Origin of the sequence: Streptomyces sp. NPDC058665 (genome assembly GCF_042714995.1) — a bacterium.
GTDB lineage: Bacteria > Actinomycetota > Actinomycetes > Streptomycetales > Streptomycetaceae > Streptomyces.
Genome location: NZ_JBHXRX010000003.1, coordinates 195,077 through 214,053, shown reverse-complemented (window position 1 = coordinate 214,053; position 18,977 = coordinate 195,077). Strand labels below are relative to the sequence as shown.

Here is an 18,977-nt window from a genome sequence, read left to right as displayed (position 1 = left end):
GTACGAGAGCGATCCTCCGCCTTGCGATCGCACGCACCAGCCGCCGCGGGCCCCGCCTTGCAGGCGGACGGCGCTACTTTGAAGACACCCCCTAGGTCCCGCGGGCCGGTGGTCGTACGCCGATATCCCGATGTAAGGGGAGCGGCCGGGCTGCGACCATTACCGCCATGTCTCATGTCCCGTCAGGCACCGAAACCGCGTCCGACCAGCAGCCCCCGGCCGAGCGAGAGCGCGGACGCGGCACCGACGGCGCGCGGCCGGCCCGCACCTGGGCCGTCATCATCGCCGCGTGCGCCGGGCAGTTCCTCGTCGTACTCGACGTCTCGGTCGTGAACGTCGCGCTGCCTTCGATGCGCACCGACCTGGGACTCGGCACCACTGGTCTCCAGTGGGTGCTCAACGCCTACTCGATCGCTTTCGCCGGCTTCATGCTTCTCGGTGGCCGCGCCGCCGACCTCTTCGGCCGCAAGCTGATGTTCCTCGCCGGGCTCGGCGTCTTCACCGCCGCGTCCCTGGCCGGCGGTCTCGCGCAGGAAGGCTGGCAACTGCTGGCCGCCCGCGCCGTTCAGGGCCTCGGCGCCGCCGTACTGGCCCCCGCGACCCTCACCATCCTGACCGCAGCCGTCCCCGCCGGACCGGCGCGGACCCGGGCCATAGCCACCTGGGCGGCCGTCGGTGCGGGCGGTGGCGCGGCGGGCGGGCTCGTCGGCGGCGTCCTCACCGACGTGCTGTCCTGGCGCTGGGTGCTGCTGATCAACGTGCCCGCCGGGGCGCTCGTCCTGGTCGCCGCCGTGGTGTGGCTGACGGAGAGCCGGGCGAAGGAGGCACGGCGCCGGCTGGATCTGTCGGGCGCCGTCCTGGTCACCGGCGGTCTCGCCGTCCTCGCCTACGGCATCGTGCAGACCGAGCAGTCGGGCTGGGGAGCCGCCGGGACGCTCGTGCCGCTGCTCGGCGGACTGCTGCTCCTCGCCGCCTTCCTGGGGGTGGAGGCGCGCGCGAAGGCGCCGCTGATGCCGCTGAGGCTCTTCCGCGTCCGGGCGGTATCGGCGACCAACGCGGCGATGCTGGTGTGCGGTTCGACGTCGTTCGCGATGTGGTTCTTCATGACCGTCTACGCCCAGAACATCCTCGGCTACACGCCCCTCGAAGCGGGCCTCGCCCTGATACCGAGTTCGCTCAGTGTCGTCGTCGGCTCCAAGCTGGCACCCGTGCTGATGCGGCGGATCGGTGCCCGCGATGTCGCGGTCATCGGCGCGTTCGTGGGCGCGATCGGATTCGGCTGGCAGTCGACGATGACCGCCGACGGCACCTTCCTCAGGACGATTCTGGGTCCCGGCATCCTGATGATGGCCGGCGCCGGACTGACCATGACACCGCTCGCCGCCCTCGCCACGGGCGGCGCGGCACCGGGCGAGGCCGGTCTCGTCTCCGGTCTGGTGAACACCTCGCGGACCATGGGCGGGGCCATCGGCCTCGCGATCCTCTCGACGGTCGCGGCGGCGCGGACGTCACACGGGACGGATCCGGTGGCGCTGACCGGAGGGGTACGCGCTGGCCTTCCGTACCGCGTCGGGGCTGCTGGTCGTCGCGGCGGTGCTGATGGCCCTCTGGCTGCCGCGCCACTCGGACACGTAACGGCGCGTAACGCGGCGGGACCCGGGCCGGATGCTCAGAGGCTCAGAGCCAGCCTTGCCGGCGCGCCGCGCGTACGGCCTCCATGCGGTTACGGGTGTGGGTCTTGCCGATCGCCGAGGAGAGATAGTTGCGGACCGTCGACTCGGACAGCCGCAGCTTCTCGGCGATGTCGGCGACGGTCGCCCCGTCCACGGACGCGCTCAGCGCGTCCCGTTCGCGCGCGGTCAGCGGGCTCGGCCCCGCGCTCAGCGCGGCGGCGGCCAGCGCCGGATCGACCACGGTCTCACCCGCGAGCACTCGCCGGATCGACTCGGCCAGCTCCTCCACGGGCCCGTCCTTGACCAGGAACCCGGCGGCCCCCGCCTCCATGGCCCGGCGCAGATAGCCGGGCCTGCCGAAGGTGGTGAGGATCAGCACCCGGCAGTCGGGGACCTCGTCGCGCAGGTCGGCGGCGGCGTCGAGACCGCTGCGGCCGGGGAGTTCGATGTCGAGCAGCGCCACGTCGGGGCGTGTGGTGAGCGCCGTGCTCACGATGGTGTCCCCGGTGGACACCTGGGCGACCACTTCCATGTCCTCCTCCATGCCGAGCAGCAGCGCGAGGGCGCCGCGCATCATGCCCTGGTCCTCGGCGAGAAGGACTCTGATCATGCCGGTTGCCCCGATTCCGTCGGTGAAGGTGAGACCGCCGGTGCTGCCGCTGCCGTCGGCGGCCCGTCCGCCGCGAGATCCACCGGAAGCACGGCCGTGACCCGGAAGCCGCGCCCCGCCGGGCCCGGGGGCCCCGCTTCGAGCGAACCGCCCGCCACCGCCAGCCGCTCGGTGAGCCCCTTCAGGCCCGTACTCCTGCCACGTGTATCGCCGGCCGTGTCGCCGCCCGCGCCGTCGTTCATGTCGCCGGCCGGTCCAGAGCGTACGCCGCGGCCGTTGTCCGTGATCACCAGCCGTACCTGTTCCGGCGCGCCGTCGACCGTGATCTCGCACCGGCTCGCCCCGCTGTGCCGTACGGCGTTGGTGACGGCCTCCCGTACGACCCAGCCCAGCAGCGCCTCCGTACGCGGCCCGAGCGGCGGCCCCGACTGCCGTACGACGGGCTCGATCCCGGCGGCGGTCAGCCCGGAGCGCGCCCGGTCCAGCTCGGTCGAGAGGCTGCTGTCGCGGTAGCCGGTGACGGCCTCGCGGATCTCGGTCAGCGCTTGCCGGCCGATGGACTCGATGTCGGTGATCTGCGCCAGCGCCCCGTCCATGTCGCGCGGCGCGAGCCGGCGCGCGGCCTCCGACTTCACCACGATCACGGACAGGGTGTGGCCGAGCAGGTCGTGCAGATCGCGCGAGAACCGCAGCCGCTCCTCCTCGACCGCCGAGCGTGCCAGCTCCTGCCGGGTGGCGCGCAGCTCCGTGATCGTCTCGGTCAGCGCCAGGATCGCCGCCGTGACCAGCATCGACATGATCGTGGCGTACGAGATGGTGATAGCGCCCCAGCCGTCGTGAACCGCCGCGACGACCGCGACCACCAGCGTCAGCGGCACACCGGCCAGGGCGAGGGCCCGGCCGCGCAGCACGGTGCCGCAGGCGAGTCCGAACAGCGGGAAGAACAGCAGCCAGCTGCCCCCGTACGCGCCGCCGAGGCCGAACGTCATCACGGCCATGCCCCCGAGCGGCCACCAGGTGCCGGGACCGCGCCGCCGCATCGGGTGGAACGCCCGGAACACCACCTGTATGTAGAGGGTGTTGAAGATCAGCAGACCGGCGCCGCCGAGCCAGGGGCTCGGGGTGTCGCCCTGGACCAGGTTGGAGAGTGAGCCGAGGCCCAGCAGCAGCCAGGGCAGCATGGTGAAGCCGGAGGCCCGGCGCGGCGGCCGGGGGTGCCCGCAACGTGTTCTCTTCGGATTCTCGCTCATGCCGTCCTCGCGGATTTGCGGTAGGACATCACAGCGTACGAACCGAACGCCGCCAGCCACCCGAGAAGTACGGCGACTGTCGCGGTCGCGGGGGCGTGTCCGTCGGTGGTGGCCCAGCCGAGTTCGGCGAAACCGTGGGCGGGCGTGTACTCGGCGAGGGTCCGCAGCCATTCGGGGAACGCCTCGATCGGGAACCAGAGCCCGCCGACGACGGCCAGACCCATCAGGGCCCCGGTGTTGACCACTCCGGCGCTCTGCGCGGAGAGGCGGTAGCCGTTGCCGATCCCCAGCAGCGTGAACGGCAGTGTGCCCGCCCACAGGAGGAGGACCAGGACCGCCCACTGCCAGGCGTCGAGCCGTACGCCGTTGGACACGGCGCCGGCCGTCAGCACCGCCAGGATCGCGGGCAGAACGGTCACCGAGCTGGTGGCCGCGCGGCCGAGTACGACCTGGCGGGAGCGCATGGGTGTGATGCGCAACTGGCGCAGCCAGCCGAGCGAACGGTCCTCGGCGATGCCGGAGCCGACGCTGACGGCGGCGCCGAGCGCGCCGTAGGCGGCCATGCCGACCATGGCGGTCGTCTTCCAGGCGTCGCCGGCCTCGTCGGCGCCGCCGAGGTTGGTGAACAGCAGATACATCAGCACGGGCATTCCGGCGCTGAAGATCACGAATCCGGGGTCGCGCAGGGTGCGGCGGACTTCGAGCCTGACGTACTCCAGCATCACACCGTCTCCTTTGTCGCCGTCGTTGTGGTCGCCGCCCGGTCCGTCGCCCCTGTGGCCGTCAGCGCCAGGAAGGCGTCCTCCAGCGTGGCGTGGGCGACCTCCAGGTTTCTGACCATGCCGAGCCCGACCAGCGCCATGACGGTCGCGTCGGAGTTGTCCGTACGGAGTCGGGCCCGGTCGCCCCGTATCTCCACCGACACGACGCCCGGCAGCGCGCCGAGTCCCTCCGTGCCACGACCCGCCAGGTCGAAGGCGACGAGATGGTCGCCGACCGCGCGCTTGATGCGCTCACCGCTGCCGTCGGCGACGATCCGGCCGTGGTCGACGACCACGATCCGGTCGGCGTTGTCGTCGGCCTCCTCCATGTGGTGCGTGGAGAACAGGACGGTGTTGCCCCGGCGGGCGTAGGCCCGCATGGAGGTCCAGAACGCGCGTCTGGCCTCCACGTCGAGCGCCGCCGTCGGCTCGTCCAGGACGATCAGCTCGGGGTTGCCCGCGAGGGCGACGGCGAAGCGGACGCGCTGCCACTGTCCGCCGGAGAGCTTGTCGACGCGGCGGGCCGCGAGTTCGGTGAGCCCGGCGAGATGGAGGGCCTCGGCGACGGGCAGCGGGTGCGGGTAGGTGCTCGCGACGAACGAGACGAGTTCGCGCACCGTCGTACGGCGGACAGGACCGCCGTCCTGGAGCATCGCGCCGACCCGGCCCGATCGCACCGTGCGCTCGGGGGTGTCGCCGAAGAGACGGACGCGTCCGCTGTCGGGCTCGTCGAGGCCGAGCAGCAGGTTGATGGTGGTGGACTTGCCCGCGCCGTTGCGTCCGAGGAGTGCGAGGGTCTCGCCGCGTGCGATGTCGAGGTCGAGGCCGGCCACCGCGCGTACGGCGCCGAAGGACTTGACGGCTCCTTCGACGCTCACCGCGGGCGTGGTTCCGGGGCCGGGGCCGCTCGCCGTCGCAGGACCCGGTCGTGTGATCGGTGCCGTTGCCGTTGCCGCTGCCGTGGGCTGTGTCATGCCGACGACGCTACGGAGCGGGGGCGGTCCTGCGGCAGATGCGCATGTACGGACTCCGCCGGTACAAATGTCCTGCCCCCGCCGGGGGTTCCGCCTCGAACGCCGAACGGGCCGCCCAGCAGGGGGCGGCCCGTTCGGCGTTCGAAGACGTGGTGTTACGACGCGTGGCCGCTCTGCCCGTTGTCCCCCGGGCGGCGGTGGCGGCCGTTGACCGACGACTGGGAGTCGTCCGTCGCGGCGGCTCCGCCCCGGTGTTTTCCGTGGCCGGTTTCGTCCCGGTCGCCGACCACCTGGTGCGGACGGTTCTGGGCCGTGTCTGTTCGGCTTTCAGACATGTGGGAAGTCACCCCGTTGGATCGCTGATGGCGCTGATGCCGCCGCTTGCGTGGCACACGGAGGCCGGCCGTCCCCGTACCGGCCGACCGGACCCGCGGCGAAATTCTAACCAGCCCTACCCGGCGGCCGTTCGCCCGGTGAGGGGTGCCTGCTGCAAGGGAACCGGCTTGCGGGCCAGGCGAGTTGGACCGGGCGCTGACCCATTTTCGCCCGTGGCTTCCGCTTGTGCGGGTTCCGTGATCGATTCGGGTTCTTCGTCCCCCGCCGTGGCATGCCAGGTGTCCATCGGTACGTCCCTGGGCACATCGCGCGGCGCCTCCACCCGTGCCACGCCGCACGGCATCGTGCCCGTGGCGTACGGCAGTTGGAGCACCCCGTCCGGCGACCACAGCCCCGTCCCGGCCAACCAGCCGTCCGGCGCCGCCTGTTGGTGCAGCCGTCGGCCCGACGGCCGCCATGTCCCCACCCACGTGCCGGCCGGACCGTCGATCCGCAGCGCGACCGCGCAGCTCTCCGGCATCAGAACCTGCCCCGGCTGTACGGCGAACGGGGTGACCGTGCGGCCGGCCGGGCGCAGGCACTCCGGGAAGCGCACCGGCCGCGCGCTGCCCAGCACGCCCCAGCCCAGCCGGTCGTGCCCCGGCGCGTCGGAGCGGATCAGCAGCAGACCGCTGTCGGCGTCGGCCAGCAGCAGCCGGTCGTTGCTGCCCTCCGTGATCTGGAGGAACGGGCTGACCTCGCCGCCTCGTCGCAGATCGACGGCGACGGTCTTGACCACGCCGTCCAGTTCGCGGTCGAGGGCCAGCAGCCGCCCCGTACGGTCGAGCCAGACGCCGCCCGTGCAGCGGCCACGCACGGTCGTGACCGGTTCCGGGCCGAACGCGCCGCCCGCCACCTGCCAGAGTGTGGTGCCGTGTTCACCGGGGGCCAGCGCGTAGGCGCTCCTGCCGTCGGGCGACGGCGGCAGCAGCGTCAGCCGCGCGCATTCGACGGCGCCCAGGGGCAGTTCACCCGTGCCGGGCCCGGTCGGATAGAGCAGCGAGAACGCCTGCCGGTCCGACACCTGACGGTGGATCAGCACCCGCCCGTCGGTCAGCGGCAGCACCTCGGCGTCGGGTTCCTCGGGCTGGTCGAGCGGGAGCGGTACGGCGTACGGCTCGGGCCCGTCCAGCGTCCACCGCTCCGGGAACCACGCCTCACCGGCACCGTCTCCCTTCTCGCCCTCCTCCGGAGAAGGGCCGGCGCCCGCCTCCGTACCGAGGGTCAGCCGAGCCGCGTAGGAACCGTCCGCCGCGATCACGAATCCCGCGCGCCGGGCGGCCCCGTCCGGCGCGGCGCTCTCCACGCTCTCCATCACACAGGCTGTCATCGCTCAGTCACCTCCGGCGACGACGCTAGGTTCGCACTCGCTGCCGAACAACACGGGACAACCCGCTTCACACATAAGGGTGGCCGGTCAACGGTTCGGCTGAGCGGGAGGGGGTGCTTGTGCTGAGCGGCGAGGGCATGCATAAGGTAAGGCATCCCTAAGTAAGAAACTTTGGAGCGCAGATGTCCGTTCGACGCCGCGGCACAGCCGCACTCGTGGCCCTGGCCGCCGCCTTCTCCCTCGCGGCCTGCGGGAGCGACGGAGGGTCGGAGGAGTCCGCGCCGCCCGCCGCCGGTGCGGACAAGAAGGCCGTCGCCCAGGGCGGCGAGGACTTCGCCGAAGCGGCGACGAAGACCGCGGGCTACGGCACCGACGCCAAGCCGGGCGAGTTCCCCCGTACCGTCACCCACGCCATGGGCAAGACCGTCGTGAAGGCCCGTCCCGAGCGCGTCATCGTGCTCGATGTCGGCGAGTTCGACAACGTCGTCTCCCTCGGCGTCGAACCCGTCGGCTACGCGCCCACCGAGGGCGACGTGGCCATACCGTCCTACCTGGAGAAGGGCGCGGGCAGCCCGAAGAGCGTCGGCACCATCAACGGCCTCAACCTGGAGGCGATAGCGGCACTCAAGCCCGACCTGATCCTCGGCAGCCAGCTGCGCGCGGCCGACAAGTACGACGAGCTGTCGGCGATCGCCCCCACCGTGTTCTCCATCCGCCCCGGCTTCACCTGGAAGGAGAACTTCCGGCTCAACGCGGCGGCGCTCGACCGGAGCGCGGCGGCCGATAAGGCGCTCGACGCGTACGACGCGAAGGTCAAGGCCCTCTCCACCGACATCGGCGCCGACAAGCCGACCGTCTCGATGGTGCGGTACATGCCGGGCAAGATCCGCCTGTACGCCAAGGCGTCCTTCATCGGCACCATCCTCGACGACCTCGGTGTGCCGCGGCCCGCGAACCAGCGGATCAACGATCTCGCCGTCGAGGTCAGCCCCGAGAAGATCGACGAGGCGGACGCCGACTGGATCTTCACCGGTGTGTACGGCGACGCCAAGGCCACCAACCGGGACACCGCGCGCGCCAACCCGCTCTGGAAGAACCTCAAGGCCGTGAAGTCGGGCCAGGCTTCGGACGTACCCGACGAGACGTGGTACCTGGGCCTCGGAGCCACCGCCGCCGGCCTGGTACTGGACGATCTGCGCGGCTTCCTGGCCGAGTGACGTCCGGCCGTGGCCGGGGAAGCCTCCCCGGCCATGGTCGCGGCACCATGCCTGGCAGGTAGCCTGTGCCCCGTGCCCCGCCTGTCCGAAGTCCTCGCCCAGCTCGACGCCCTCTGGCCGCCCGAGCGGGCCGAACAGTGGGACGCCGTCGGCACCGTCTGCGGCGATCCCGACGCCCCCGTGACCCGGGTCCTGATCGCGGTCGACCCCGTCCAGTCCGTCGTGGACGAGGCCCTGGAACTCGGCGCCGACCTGATCCTCACCCACCACCCGCTCTATCTCCGCGGGACGACGACCGTCGCCGCGGGCACCTTCAAGGGCCGCGTCGTGCACACACTCATCAAGCACGACATCGCGCTGCACGTCGCGCACACCAACGCCGACAGCGCCGATCCGGGAGTCTCCGACGCCCTCGCCGGCGCGCTCGGCCTGCGCGTCGTGGGCCCCCTCGTACCCGACCCGACCGACCCCGCGGGCCGCCGCGGGCTCGGCCGGATCTGCGAACTCGACCGCCCCGCCACCCTTCGCGACTTCGCCGCGCGCGCCGCGCACCGGCTGCCCGCCACCGCGCAGGGCATCCGCGTGGCCGGCGATCCCGACGCCCTCGTCAGCACCGCCGCTGTCAGCGGCGGATCGGGCGACAGCCTCTTCGACCACGTGCGGGCGGCGGGAGTGGATGTCTTCCTCACCGCCGACCTGCGCCACCACCCGGTCTCCGAGGCCACGCAGCGCTCACCGCTGGGGCTGGTCGACGCCGCGCACTGGGCCACCGAGTGGCCCTGGTGCGAGCTGGCGGCCACCCAGCTCGACGAGATCTCCGACCGTCACGACTGGGACCTGCGGGTCCATGTCTCGAAGACGGTCACCGACCCCTGGTCCTCCCACCATTCCTCAGGAGCCCCCAACTGAACGCCGAACCCGCCGACCAGATCCGACTCCTCGACGTCCAGGCTCTCGATCTGCGACTCCAGCAGATCGCCCACCGGCGCGACTCGCTGCCCGAGCACGCCGAGATCGAGTCGCTGAACAAGGACCTCACCCAGCTGCGCGACCTGCTGGTCGCCTCGCAGACCGAGGAGAGCGACACCGCGCGCGAGCAGACGAAGGCGGAGCAGGACGTCGACCAGGTCCGCCAGCGCGCCGTACGCGACCAGCAGCGGCTCGACTCGGGCGCCGTCACCTCGCCCAAGGACCTCGAAAGCCTCCAGCGCGAGATCGTCTCGCTCGCCAAGCGCCAGGGTGACCTGGAGGACGTCGTCCTTGAGGTCATGGAGCGCCGCGAGGCCGCGCAGGAGCGGGCCGCCGAGCTGACAGGGCGTGTCTCGTCCGTCCAGGCCAAGACGGACGACGCCGTCACGCGCCGGGACGCCGCCGCCGAGAAGCTCGACGCCGAGGGGGCGACGGCGGCCAAGGAGCGCGAGACGGTGTCGGCGACGATCCCCGCCGACCTGCTCAAGCTGTACGAGAAGCTGCGGGTGCAGCAGGGCGGCGTCGGCGCGGCCCGCCTCTACCAGCGCCGCTGCGAGGGCTGCCGGCTGGAGCTCAACATCACCGAGGTCAACGAGGTCAAGGCGGCGAGCCCCAGCACCGTCCTGCGGTGCGAGAACTGCCGCCGCATCCTTGTCCGTACGTCCGAATCGGGTCTGTAGATGCCGACCTTCGTCGTCGAGGCGGACGGCGGGTCACGGGGCAACCCCGGCCCTGCGGGCTACGGGGCCGTCGTGCTCGACGCGGTGACCGGTGAGACGCTCGCCGAGGCCGCCGAGTACATCGGCGTCGCCACGAACAACGTCGCCGAGTACAAGGGCCTGATCGCCGGGCTGAAGGCGGCGAAGGCACTCGACCCGGCCGCCGACGTGCGGGTCCGGATGGACTCCAAGCTCGTCGTGGAGCAGATGTCGGGCCGCTGGAAGATCAAGCATCCCGACATGAAGCCGCTGGCCGCCGAGGCGTCGCGGATCTATCCCACGGGGCAGGTCCGCTTCGAGTGGATCCCGCGCGAGAAGAACAAGCACGCCGACCGGCTCGCCAACGAGGCGATGGACGCGGGCAAGAAGGGCAAGCAGTGGGAGCCGTCGGCGTCGAACGCCGAGCTGGGCGCGGGAGCGCGGCGTAAGTCCACGCGCTCGGCCGTCGCGCCCGCCCCCGACGGACCGCCGGGGGACGCGGCGGCCGGCGCGGCGAAGGCGCGCGCGGCGCTGGCCGCCTCGTACGAACTCACCGTCGGCGTCCCCGAGCAGGCAGCCCCGTCCGTCGGGTGGGGCCCGGCCGACCTGGGCACCCCCGCGACCTTCGTGTTGCTGAGGCACGGCGAGACGCTGCTCACCCCCGAGAAGCGCTTCTCGGGCAGCGGGGGAGGCGACCCGGAGCTGTCGGCGGTCGGCCGCAGGCAGGCCGACGCCGTAGCGGCGGCGCTCGCCGCGCGCGGCACGATCCAGGCCGTCGTCTCCTCGCCGCTGCTGCGCTGCCGCGAGACCGCCGGCGCCGTCGCCACCAGGCTCGGTCTGGAGGTACGGGTCGAGGACGGGCTGCGCGAGACGGACTTCGGCGCCTGGGAGGGGCTGACGTTCGCCGAGGTCAGGGAGCGGTACGCGGACGATCTCGGCGCCTGGCTGGCCTCGCCCGACGTGGCGCCGACCGGCGGCGGCGAGAGCTTCAACGCGGTCGCGGCGCGGGTCGCCGCGACGCGCGACGCGCTGATCGCGCGGTACGTGGGACGTACGGTGCTGGTCGTCACGCATGTGACGCCGGTGAAGACCCTGGTCAGACTGGCGCTGGGAGCACCGCCCGAGTCCCTGTTCCGGATGGAGCTCTCGGCGGCGTCGCTGTCGGCGGTCGCCTACTACGCGGACGGCAACGCGTCGCTGCGCCTGCTGAACGACACGTCGCATCTGCGCTGAGCGGTCGCGGGCGGGGAGGGGCTCGGTATGGCCTGGCAACTGACCGACGACGCCGGGGAGTTCCGTACGGCGGCGGCCCCCTGCCTCGCACTGGACCCCGCCCGCTCGACGCTGCTGCTGACGATCAGCGAGTCGCTGCGCACGAACGGGGCCGGGGCGCCCGCGCGGTTCGGCTACTGGCGGGCGGGCGAGGACGCGCCGGTCTCCGCCGCCTTCCTCCAGACACCGCCGCTGCGCCCGCTGCTCGGCCCGATGCCGGACCGGGCGGCGCGCGAACTCGTACCCGTACTGCGCGCCGTGGACCCGTCGTTGAGCTCCGTACAGGGTGAGGAGGCATGTGTACGGGCGTTCGCCGCCGAGTGGACCGGGCGCCCCGGCGGCTGGCGGGTCTCGCACCGGGTACGGCTGTTCCGCCTGGGCGAGCTGACCCCGCCGGACCCCGCACCCGCCGGCCGCGCACGGCTCGCGACCGCCGCCGACCTGTCGCTCCTCGCCGAGTGGATGAGCGCTTTCGCGACAGACACCGGCCAGCCGGTCAGGGCGGACGGGGACTACAGACAGGCCACGGCGGAGCGCGTCGTGGCCGGCCGGCTGTGGGTGTGGGACGTCGCGGGCGCACCGGTGGCGATGGCCTCGGTCACCCCGATCCTCGCGGGCCAGGCACGAGCGGCGCCCGTCTACACACCGCTCGCGCTCCGGGGCCGGGGTTACGGGGGCGCGGTCACGGCCGCGGTCAGTCAGGCGGCCCTGGACGCGGGGGCCGAACAGGTGCTGCTCTACGCGGACTTGGCGAATCCGACGAGCAACGCGCTCTACCGGCGGCTGGGTTACCGGCCCCTGGTGGACAGTCAGGTTCTGACGTTCGATCGGCGGACGCCCGCCTGAGCAGGGCGTCCCGCGTCAGCGCAGCGCCGCCGCCTCGCGGGCCAGTTTCTCCACCCGGGGCCAGTCCTTCTCCCTGAGCGCGTCGGGCGGCAGCATCCAAGTGCCGCCCACACAGGCCACGTTGGGCAGCGCCAGATAGGACTCCGCCGACGCCAGGGAGATCCCGCCCGTCGGGCAGAACCGGGCCTGGGGCAGCGGGCCCCACAGGGACTTGAGGTACGCCGTGCCGCCCGCCGCCTCCGCCGGGAAGAACTTCATCTCCGTCACGCCGCGCTCCAGCAGCGCCACGACCTCCGACGCCGTCGAGACACCCGGCAGGAACGGCACCCCGGACGCCAGCATCGCGTCGAGCAGGCTCCCGGTCCATCCCGGGCTGACCAGGAAGCGCGCCCCGGCCGTCACCGACTCCGTCACCGACTCCGGCGTGATGACCGTCCCCGCGCCCACCACCGCCTCCGGCACCAGTGCCGCGATCGCCCGGATCGCCTCCAGTGCGACCGGGGTGCGCAGGGTCACCTCGATCACGGGCAGGCCGCCGGCCACAAGGGCGCGGGCCAGGGGCACGGCATCGGCGGGATCGTCCACGACGACGACAGGGACAACGGGGGCGAGGTCGAGCACGGAGGTCATACGGCCATCCTGCCGCGCCGCCCACGCTCCCCGCAACGAGCGTTGCGTCCTGTGCAACGGGGCCTGGTGCCAGCCCGGCGGGAGCCCTCAGTGGATCTCCGTCACCACCACGTCCAGCGCCCACGGCCGCCCCGCCCCACCCGGCTCGGCGACCTCCACCACATACCCCAACTCGCGCAGCGTCTCCACCAGTTGGGCGGGTTTCCGCGGCCCGGCACCCGCCATGAGCAGGTCCCGGACGAGCCGCCCCTTCGTCGCCTTGTTGAAGTGGCTGACCACCGACCGCTTCTCGACACCGTCCACGACCTGCGCGTGCAGGACGCGCACCGTCGCCGTACGGGCGGCGACCTCGCCCACCGGCTTCCAGGCCGGCGCGTACGACGACGAGCGCAGGTCCAGTACGAGCCCGGCGCCCGCGGCCTCGGGCAGCACCGGCGCCATCGCCTTGCGCCAGTGCGTGCTCAGCGCCCCGACGCCCGGCAGGCGTACGCCCATCGAGCAGCGGTACGACGGGATCCGGTCGCCGATCCGCACCGCTCCCCACAGCCCGGAGAAGACCAGCAGCGACTTCCCGGCCCGCCGTCGCGCGGCGGTGTCCAGCGTGGCGAGGCCGAGCGCGTCGTACAGCACCCCGGTGTAGATGTCCCCGGCCGGCCGCGCCCCCGCGGTCCGCAGCTCCACGTTCTTCGCGATCTCGCCGCGCAGCCCCTCGCTCAGGCCCAGGACCTCGGCGGCCTTCTCCTCGTCGGCGGCGCACAGCTCCACCAGCTCGTCCAGTACGGCCGCGCGTGCCTCGGCCAGGGCGGGCAGTGACAGTGACTCCGGCTTCAGCGGAGCCCCGCGGCCGGACGCGGCCTTGCCTTCCGACGGCGGCAACAGCACGAGCACGGTGGTTCTCCTCAAGGACGTACGGAACGGGGGATGCGGCCCCCCGTTCCGCCAGGTTAAGCGGTACGGCGGAGAGGGCGGGCTTCGCCCACGACGAGGGCACTGTCGCGTGGTCCCGTCATGCGATCTTCCCCTCGGCCAGAAGCTGAGGGTCCTCTTCCCGCTGCTCCCCCGCAGCTTGCTCTGCCCTGCGGCCGGCAGTGAGGAGGATCGCCAGTCCCGCCGTCATGATGGCGGCGATGGTGAGCAGTGCGTAGGTATAGCTGCCGGTGGCGGTTGCTATGGCGCCTGTGAGGTAGGGGCCGATGAAACCACTGAGATTGCTGACTGAATTGATCAGCGCGATGCCTGAAGCCGCTGCGGCACCCGTCAGGCACAGAGGGGGCAGCCGCCAGAACTGTGGCATGGCGGTGTAGATGCCGGAGACGCTGAGGCAGAAGGCCATGATGAACAGCACGTTGTTACGTGTGAAGGTGGCCAGCAGCAGGCCGAGGACCCCGAAGGCCATGGGCACGGCGGTGGAGAATACGACGGACTTGCGTGACGCCACCTTGGGCCACGCCAGCATGGCGATGATGGCGATGGCCGACGGGATGCCGGCCAGCAGCACGCTGCTGACGTTGGACGCGCCCGAGATGCTGCCGGTGAGGGTGGAGATCATCGTGGGCAGGAAAAAGGCGATGGGGTAGAGACCGAAGACCACCGCGAAGAAGGCGAGGGCGAGTGCCCAGACCCGGCCGCTGGTGAGTGACTGCCGTATCCCGGTCAGCGCGCCATGGGCTTCATGGTTAGCGGCCTCCTGCGCGATCCGGAGCTCGACAGCTTCCTTCTCCGCCGGGGTCAGCCACTTCGCGTCCTTGGGGCGGTCGGGCAACAGGGTGAAGATGAGGATGCCGGCCAGGACGGTGAGGCCGCCTTCGACGAGGAAGAGGGAGCGCCAGCCGGCAAGGCCTGTGAGGGCTTGTCCCCAGGACAGAAGAGCCGCTGCCAGGGGTGAGCCGATGATGCCGGAGAGCGGGATCATCATGAAGAACGCGGACATGGCCCAGGCCCGTTGTCTGCGGGGGAACCAGAAGGTCATGTACAGCAGGATTCCCGCGGCCAGTCCTGCTTCGGCGAAGCCGAGCAGGATCCGCATGGCGTAGAGCTGTCCGACATTCTGGACGGCGGCTGTCGCGACGGTGACGGCACCCCAGGTGACAAGGATGCGGGTGATCCATCGTCGGGCTCCGAAGCGGCGCAGCATCATATTGCTGGGCACTTCGACGAGAACGTATCCGATGAAGAACAGTCCCGAGGCCAGGCCGATCTGGGCGGCGGTGATGTTGAGGTCCTGCCTCAGCGACTCGGCCATGTAGCCGAGGTTCGCGCGGTCGATGTAGCTCATCACGTAGGCGATCCCGATGAGCGGGATGATGCGTGCGCCCACCTTGCGCCAAAGGCGGCGCATCGCGCGGTCGGTGAGGGCGGGGACGGTGACCTCGGCCATTGCGGACCTCTCTGTGGGTTGGGGTGATCCTGTGAGCGGCGTGGCGGGGTGTTGTGCGCCTGGGGTCTGTCGTTCGGATCAGGCCTGATCCGAACGACAGGCCCTAACGGCGCCGAGCGGTTCGGAGCTTGTGTGTGGCGGTGGTGTCGACGGAGCCGTCGGGGGTGATGACCACGCCGTAGTCCCGGGCTGCGCCGGCAACCGTCACCTTCTCGTCGAGTACGTCCTCCAGGACCCGGGTGGCGTCACGGGTACAGGGGTCCCCGTGGCCTCCTCCTCCAGCGGTGACCTGACGGTGGCGGTCGCCGGCGGCGAAGGTCCGGATGACCTTGGAAGGCAGTAGCTGTCGCCGGGCCGTTCCGTCGTGGAGAGTGTTGGACGACGGGGTGCCCTGACGGCCTCCTTGAAGGCCGTAGGGCAGGTGGGTGCGTCGGTCGGAGCGGATTTGGACCGATGCCTCGGGGTGGAGGATTGTCATGTCGCGGAAGGTCGACAGACCGCCGCGCCACCGTCCGGGGCCGCCGGTGTCCGGGAGATAGCCGTAACCGTCGATGCGCAGGTGACCGGAGTGTTCGAGCTCTTCGACGGGGGTGTTGGCGAGGTTGGCACCCAGTGGACTGATGCCGTCGACGCCGTCCCGGTCGGGCCTGGCACCCCATGCTCCGCACAGGATGTCCCACAGTACGGTGCTGGACCCGTCCGCCTCGGTGACCCCGATGGCGACGGAGTTGGGCCCGCCGTCGCCTGCGGCAGGCACTCGGTGGGGGAAGACGGGGGCCAGTGCCCCCAGGACGGTGTCGATGATGCGGTAGGCGACCAGGCCGCGCGCGCCGCGCGCGGAGGGCCGGCGGCCGTTGAGAATGGACGCCGGGGGAATCGTGAACGTGATGGGGCGGTAGAAACCGTTGTTGGCCGGGATGTCGGATCCCAGGGCGCCCTGGATGGCCGCGTACGAGGCGGACTTGGTGAAGGAGGCGGTGGCGTTCAACGCCGAGGCAACCTGCGGCGAGGATCCGGTGAAGTCCATGTGCAGGGCGTGGCCCGTGATGGTGACGGCGACTCGGAAGGGGATGGGCGGCGATCCCAATCCGTCGTCGTCGATGTGGTCCTCGTACGTGTAGGTGCCGTCGGGTGCTTCCGCGAGCGCGGCTCGCAGCAGGGTCTCCGAGTAGTTCAGGAGCTCATCGTTCAGGGCCGCCAGTCCGTCCTGGCCGTGGCGCTCGGCAAGGTCCTTCAGGCCTTCACCGCCGGCGTGGCAGGCTGCGAGCTGCGCTTCGAGGTCGCCCTGCAGGAGGGCGGGTTCGCGTACGTTGCGCAGGATCAGGGCGAGGAACGTCTCGTTGAGCGTGCCGGCTTCGACAAGTCGGGACGGTGGGATCTGGACGCCTTCGGCGAAGATGCTCGTGGACTGCACGGCCATTGATCCGGCGGCCCATCCGCCCACATCCGCGTGGTTGACGACGGTGACGGCGAAGCCGATGAGATCTTCGTGGTCCGTGAAGACGGGGGCGATGGCGAAGATGTCGGGCAGGTGCATGCCGCCCAGGTCCGGATCGTTGAGGAGGTACACGTCGCCGGGGCCGATGCGGTCGCCGAAGGCGTCGAGGGTGGCGCCCATGGCTTCGGGAATGGAGCCAAGGTGCACGGGACAGGTGTTGGCCTGCGCGATCACGCGTCCGGAGGCGTCGCACAGCGCGGCCGAGAAGTCCATGCTGGAGGCGACGATCTGGGAGTGCGCGGTGCGCAGGATGGTGATCGCCATTTCATCGGCGAGCCCCGACACGGCGTTGCGGAACACCTCGAACGTGGCTGCGTCGCGGATGGGGCGCGGGCTCATGATGATTCCTTCGCGGGCGTGGTCCAACTGATGACGATGTTGTTGAGGCTGTCGAGATGCGCGGTGGCTCCGGGCGGCACGAGGGTGGTGGAGTCCATGTCCGCGATGACCAGCGGACCGGGCACAGGGTGCGCGGCCACGTCGGTGCGGGCGATGACCTGGGTCATCGCGTCCTGGTCGAACCGACAGGCACGGGAGGTGGCAGGTTCATGCTCCGCCGAGGGCAGGTGGAGGGCGTGATCGATGGATACCGGGTTACGCACCCGTCCGCGGACGCGGATATTGACGATCTCGACGAGTTCGTCCCTGCCTGAGCGGCCGTAGGTGCGGCGGTGCTCGGCGTGGAACTGCCGGCGTGCCGCGCTCATGAACGCGGGTGTGAGCGTGCGGTTGGGCAAGGTGATCGGGAGCTCGAAGCGCTGGCCCCGGTAGCGCATGTCGAGTACCCGCCGCACCTCTGGTTCGGCATTCGGCACGGCATCCAGCAGTGCACTGGTCACGTCCTCGGCCATGCGCTCGAATTCGGTGGTGAGCGCTTCCAGTTGGTCGAGCTCGGGGCGGTGGGGCACGACCAACTGGCGCTCGGTGTCGGCCACGAGGAGGCCGAGACTGCTGAACAGCCCGGTGTGCACGGGGACGATGACGGTGGCGATGCCAAGTTCCTTGGCCAGGGCCGCGCCGTAGAGAGGGCCCGCTCCGCCGAAGGCCACCATGACGGCGTCGCGGGGGTCGCGGCCTCGTTCGCTGGTGACGGCCTTGACTGCCTTGGTCATGTTGGAGACGGCGACTTCGTATGCGCCGCGGGCGGCGGAAGGGATGTCGACGCCAAGCTCTTGGGCCACTGTTCCGAGGGCCTTCTCCGCGAGGTCGGGCCGGATGGTGACCCGCCCGCCGGCCAGAGCCTGGGGGCTCAGGTAGCCCAGGACGACGTTGGCGTCCGTGAGAGTGGCGTCGTCGCCTCCGTTGCCGTAGCAGGCGGGTCCGGGACGGGAGCCGGCGCTTTCGGGGCCGACCCGCAGAGATCCGGCGGCGTCGGTGGAGATGATGCTGCCGCCGCCTGCCCCGACTTCGGCGATGTCGATCGAGGGCACCCGTACGGTGTAACCGGCGCCTCTGCCCATGCTGCGGGTGAGGTTCATGCCTCCGCCGACCTCGTAGTCGGCGGCGACGAAAGGCTCGCCGTTCTCGATGAGGGAGGCCTTGGCCGTGGTCCCACCCATGTCGAAAGCTACGACGGAGCTGAGGTTCATCAGTTGGGCGAGCTTTTGGACGGCGATGACGCCGGCGGCAGGACCGGATTCGATGATCTGGACCGGGCGCTCGACCACAGACGTCGCGTCGAGGAGTCCGCCACTGGACTGCATGATCATCAATGGGGCTGTGATGCCTTGGTCACACAGTCCGTCGCTCAGTGCTGTGACGTAGTCGCGTACCTGCGGTCCGACGTAGCTGTTCACGACGGCCGTGCTGGTGCGCTCGAACTCCTGCGTCTGCGGGGAGATGTCGACGGACGCGGTGACGAAGACACCGGGAAGCAGCGAGCGTAGCTCTGCCGTGACGCGACGCTCTTCGTCGGGCCGGACGTGGGAGTTGATCAGACAGACGGCGACGGCTTCGATACCCGCGGTGCGGATCCGGTCGGCGAGGTCGGCCAATTCAGCGCTGTCGGCAGCGGGCTTGAGCAGACCCGTCGCGGTGATCCGTTGGTCCAGCTCGTACCGATGGCGTCGCGGCGCCAGGGGTACTGGCTTCTGCCACGACAGGTCATACAGAAGAGGACGGCGCAACCGACCGAGTTCGAGGACGTCCCTGAAGCCTTTGGTGGTGACCAGCGCGGTGCGGGCACCACGCATTTCCAGGATGGCGTTGGTGGCCACGGTCGTCGCGTGCAGCATGCCGCGGACCTGATGGGCCCCGGCACCGGCGTCGGACAGAGCGGAAGTTGTGCCGGTGAGGACTCCGGTGCCGAAGTCGGGGGGCGTGGAAAGAACCTTGACAGGCACGACGCGGCCGTCAGGGCCGAGGGCGATGATATCGGTGAAGGTGCCGCCGATGTCGGCGCCGATGCGCCACCCTCCGTCGTGATCGGTCCTGGTTGCTCCTGACACGTGTCGCTCCTTCGAGTCGGCCTGGGGGTGTCGCGGACGCCTCGCGGGCG

16 protein-coding genes and 1 pseudogene are annotated in these 18,977 nt (G+C 71.2%); 6 read left to right on the top strand and 11 right to left on the bottom strand.

From position 1 onward, the window contains the following. Nucleotides 1-167: 167 nt before the first annotated feature. Nucleotides 168-1,635, top strand: a pseudogene (locus ACFWV8_RS03255) (MFS transporter). A 42-nt stretch (nucleotides 1,636-1,677) separates the two neighbouring features. Here ACFWV8_RS03255 and ACFWV8_RS03250 read toward each other — a convergent pair. The 6 genes from ACFWV8_RS03250 to ACFWV8_RS03225 all read right to left on the bottom strand — a co-directional run bounded on the left by ACFWV8_RS03250 (nucleotide 1,678) and on the right by ACFWV8_RS03225 (nucleotide 6,973). After that, nucleotides 1,678-2,283: a response regulator gene (locus ACFWV8_RS03250; protein WP_384197500.1), complete on the bottom strand. Its 606-nt coding sequence runs from the start codon at nucleotides 2,281-2,283 to the stop codon at nucleotides 1,678-1,680. After that, nucleotides 2,280-3,533, bottom strand: a complete 1,254-nt coding sequence (locus tag ACFWV8_RS03245) for a sensor histidine kinase (RefSeq protein WP_384197498.1) — start codon at nucleotides 3,531-3,533, stop codon at nucleotides 2,280-2,282. The genes ACFWV8_RS03250 and ACFWV8_RS03245 overlap by 4 nt, the downstream gene beginning before the upstream one ends. Continuing rightward, on the bottom strand, nucleotides 3,530-4,255 hold the full coding sequence (locus ACFWV8_RS03240) for an ABC transporter permease (RefSeq protein ID WP_384197496.1): 726 nt from the start codon (nucleotides 4,253-4,255) through the stop codon (nucleotides 3,530-3,532). The genes ACFWV8_RS03245 and ACFWV8_RS03240 overlap by 4 nt, the downstream gene beginning before the upstream one ends. After that, nucleotides 4,255-5,172, bottom strand: a complete 918-nt coding sequence (locus ACFWV8_RS03235) for an ABC transporter ATP-binding protein (protein ID WP_384197494.1) — start codon at nucleotides 5,170-5,172, stop codon at nucleotides 4,255-4,257. Before ACFWV8_RS03235 ends, ACFWV8_RS03240 begins: the two co-directional genes overlap by 1 nt. Nucleotides 5,173-5,423: 251 nt before the next feature. Beyond that, complete coding sequence (locus ACFWV8_RS03230; protein WP_384197493.1) at nucleotides 5,424-5,603, bottom strand: hypothetical protein; 180 nt, start codon at nucleotides 5,601-5,603, stop codon at nucleotides 5,424-5,426. A gap of 116 nt (nucleotides 5,604-5,719) precedes the next feature. Then, a complete protein-coding gene (locus tag ACFWV8_RS03225) occupies nucleotides 5,720-6,973 on the bottom strand; it encodes a hypothetical protein (protein WP_384197491.1) in 1,254 nt (417 codons plus the stop codon). A 182-nt stretch (nucleotides 6,974-7,155) separates the two neighbouring features. Between ACFWV8_RS03225 and ACFWV8_RS03220 the strand changes: the two genes are divergently transcribed. The 5 genes from ACFWV8_RS03220 (at nucleotide 7,156) to ACFWV8_RS03200 (ending at nucleotide 11,975) form a co-directional block, all read left to right on the top strand. Further along, the gene (locus tag ACFWV8_RS03220) at nucleotides 7,156-8,190 is read left to right on the top strand and encodes an ABC transporter substrate-binding protein (RefSeq protein WP_384197489.1); all 1,035 of its coding nucleotides are present in this window, start codon (nucleotides 7,156-7,158) and stop codon (nucleotides 8,188-8,190) included. Nucleotides 8,191-8,262: 72 nt separating this feature from the next. Continuing rightward, nucleotides 8,263-9,099, top strand: a complete 837-nt coding sequence (locus ACFWV8_RS03215; RefSeq protein WP_384197487.1) for a Nif3-like dinuclear metal center hexameric protein — start codon at nucleotides 8,263-8,265, stop codon at nucleotides 9,097-9,099. Beyond that, a complete protein-coding gene (locus ACFWV8_RS03210) occupies nucleotides 9,096-9,839 on the top strand; it encodes a C4-type zinc ribbon domain-containing protein (RefSeq protein ID WP_329392467.1) in 744 nt (247 codons plus the stop codon). Before ACFWV8_RS03215 ends, ACFWV8_RS03210 begins: the two co-directional genes overlap by 4 nt. Then, nucleotides 9,840-11,090 (top strand): bifunctional RNase H/acid phosphatase, encoded by a 1,251-nt coding sequence (locus ACFWV8_RS03205; RefSeq protein WP_384197485.1) that lies wholly within the window; start codon nucleotides 9,840-9,842, stop codon nucleotides 11,088-11,090. It abuts the gene before it with no gap. Between the two features lie 27 nt (nucleotides 11,091-11,117). Continuing rightward, nucleotides 11,118-11,975 (top strand): GNAT family N-acetyltransferase, encoded by an 858-nt coding sequence (locus ACFWV8_RS03200; RefSeq protein WP_384197483.1) that lies wholly within the window; start codon nucleotides 11,118-11,120, stop codon nucleotides 11,973-11,975. Between the two features lie 15 nt (nucleotides 11,976-11,990). On the opposite strand, the gene eda is transcribed toward ACFWV8_RS03200, so the two are convergent. From eda to ACFWV8_RS03175, 5 genes are all read right to left on the bottom strand, one after another. Continuing rightward, on the bottom strand, nucleotides 11,991-12,605 hold the full coding sequence (eda, locus tag ACFWV8_RS03195; RefSeq protein ID WP_384197481.1) for a bifunctional 4-hydroxy-2-oxoglutarate aldolase/2-dehydro-3-deoxy-phosphogluconate aldolase: 615 nt from the start codon (nucleotides 12,603-12,605) through the stop codon (nucleotides 11,991-11,993). Nucleotides 12,606-12,692: 87 nt separating this feature from the next. After that, nucleotides 12,693-13,493, bottom strand: a complete 801-nt coding sequence (gene yaaA, locus ACFWV8_RS03190; protein ID WP_384197480.1) for a peroxide stress protein YaaA — start codon at nucleotides 13,491-13,493, stop codon at nucleotides 12,693-12,695. A gap of 118 nt (nucleotides 13,494-13,611) precedes the next feature. Then, nucleotides 13,612-14,982: an MFS transporter gene (locus ACFWV8_RS03185; RefSeq protein WP_384197479.1), complete on the bottom strand. Its 1,371-nt coding sequence runs from the start codon at nucleotides 14,980-14,982 to the stop codon at nucleotides 13,612-13,614. Nucleotides 14,983-15,085: 103 nt separating this feature from the next. Then, nucleotides 15,086-16,819 (bottom strand): hydantoinase B/oxoprolinase family protein, encoded by a 1,734-nt coding sequence (locus ACFWV8_RS03180; RefSeq protein WP_384197477.1) that lies wholly within the window; start codon nucleotides 16,817-16,819, stop codon nucleotides 15,086-15,088. Next, nucleotides 16,816-18,927: a hydantoinase/oxoprolinase family protein gene (locus ACFWV8_RS03175; protein WP_384197475.1), complete on the bottom strand. Its 2,112-nt coding sequence runs from the start codon at nucleotides 18,925-18,927 to the stop codon at nucleotides 16,816-16,818. Before ACFWV8_RS03175 ends, ACFWV8_RS03180 begins: the two co-directional genes overlap by 4 nt. Nucleotides 18,928-18,977: the final 50 nt, after the last annotated feature.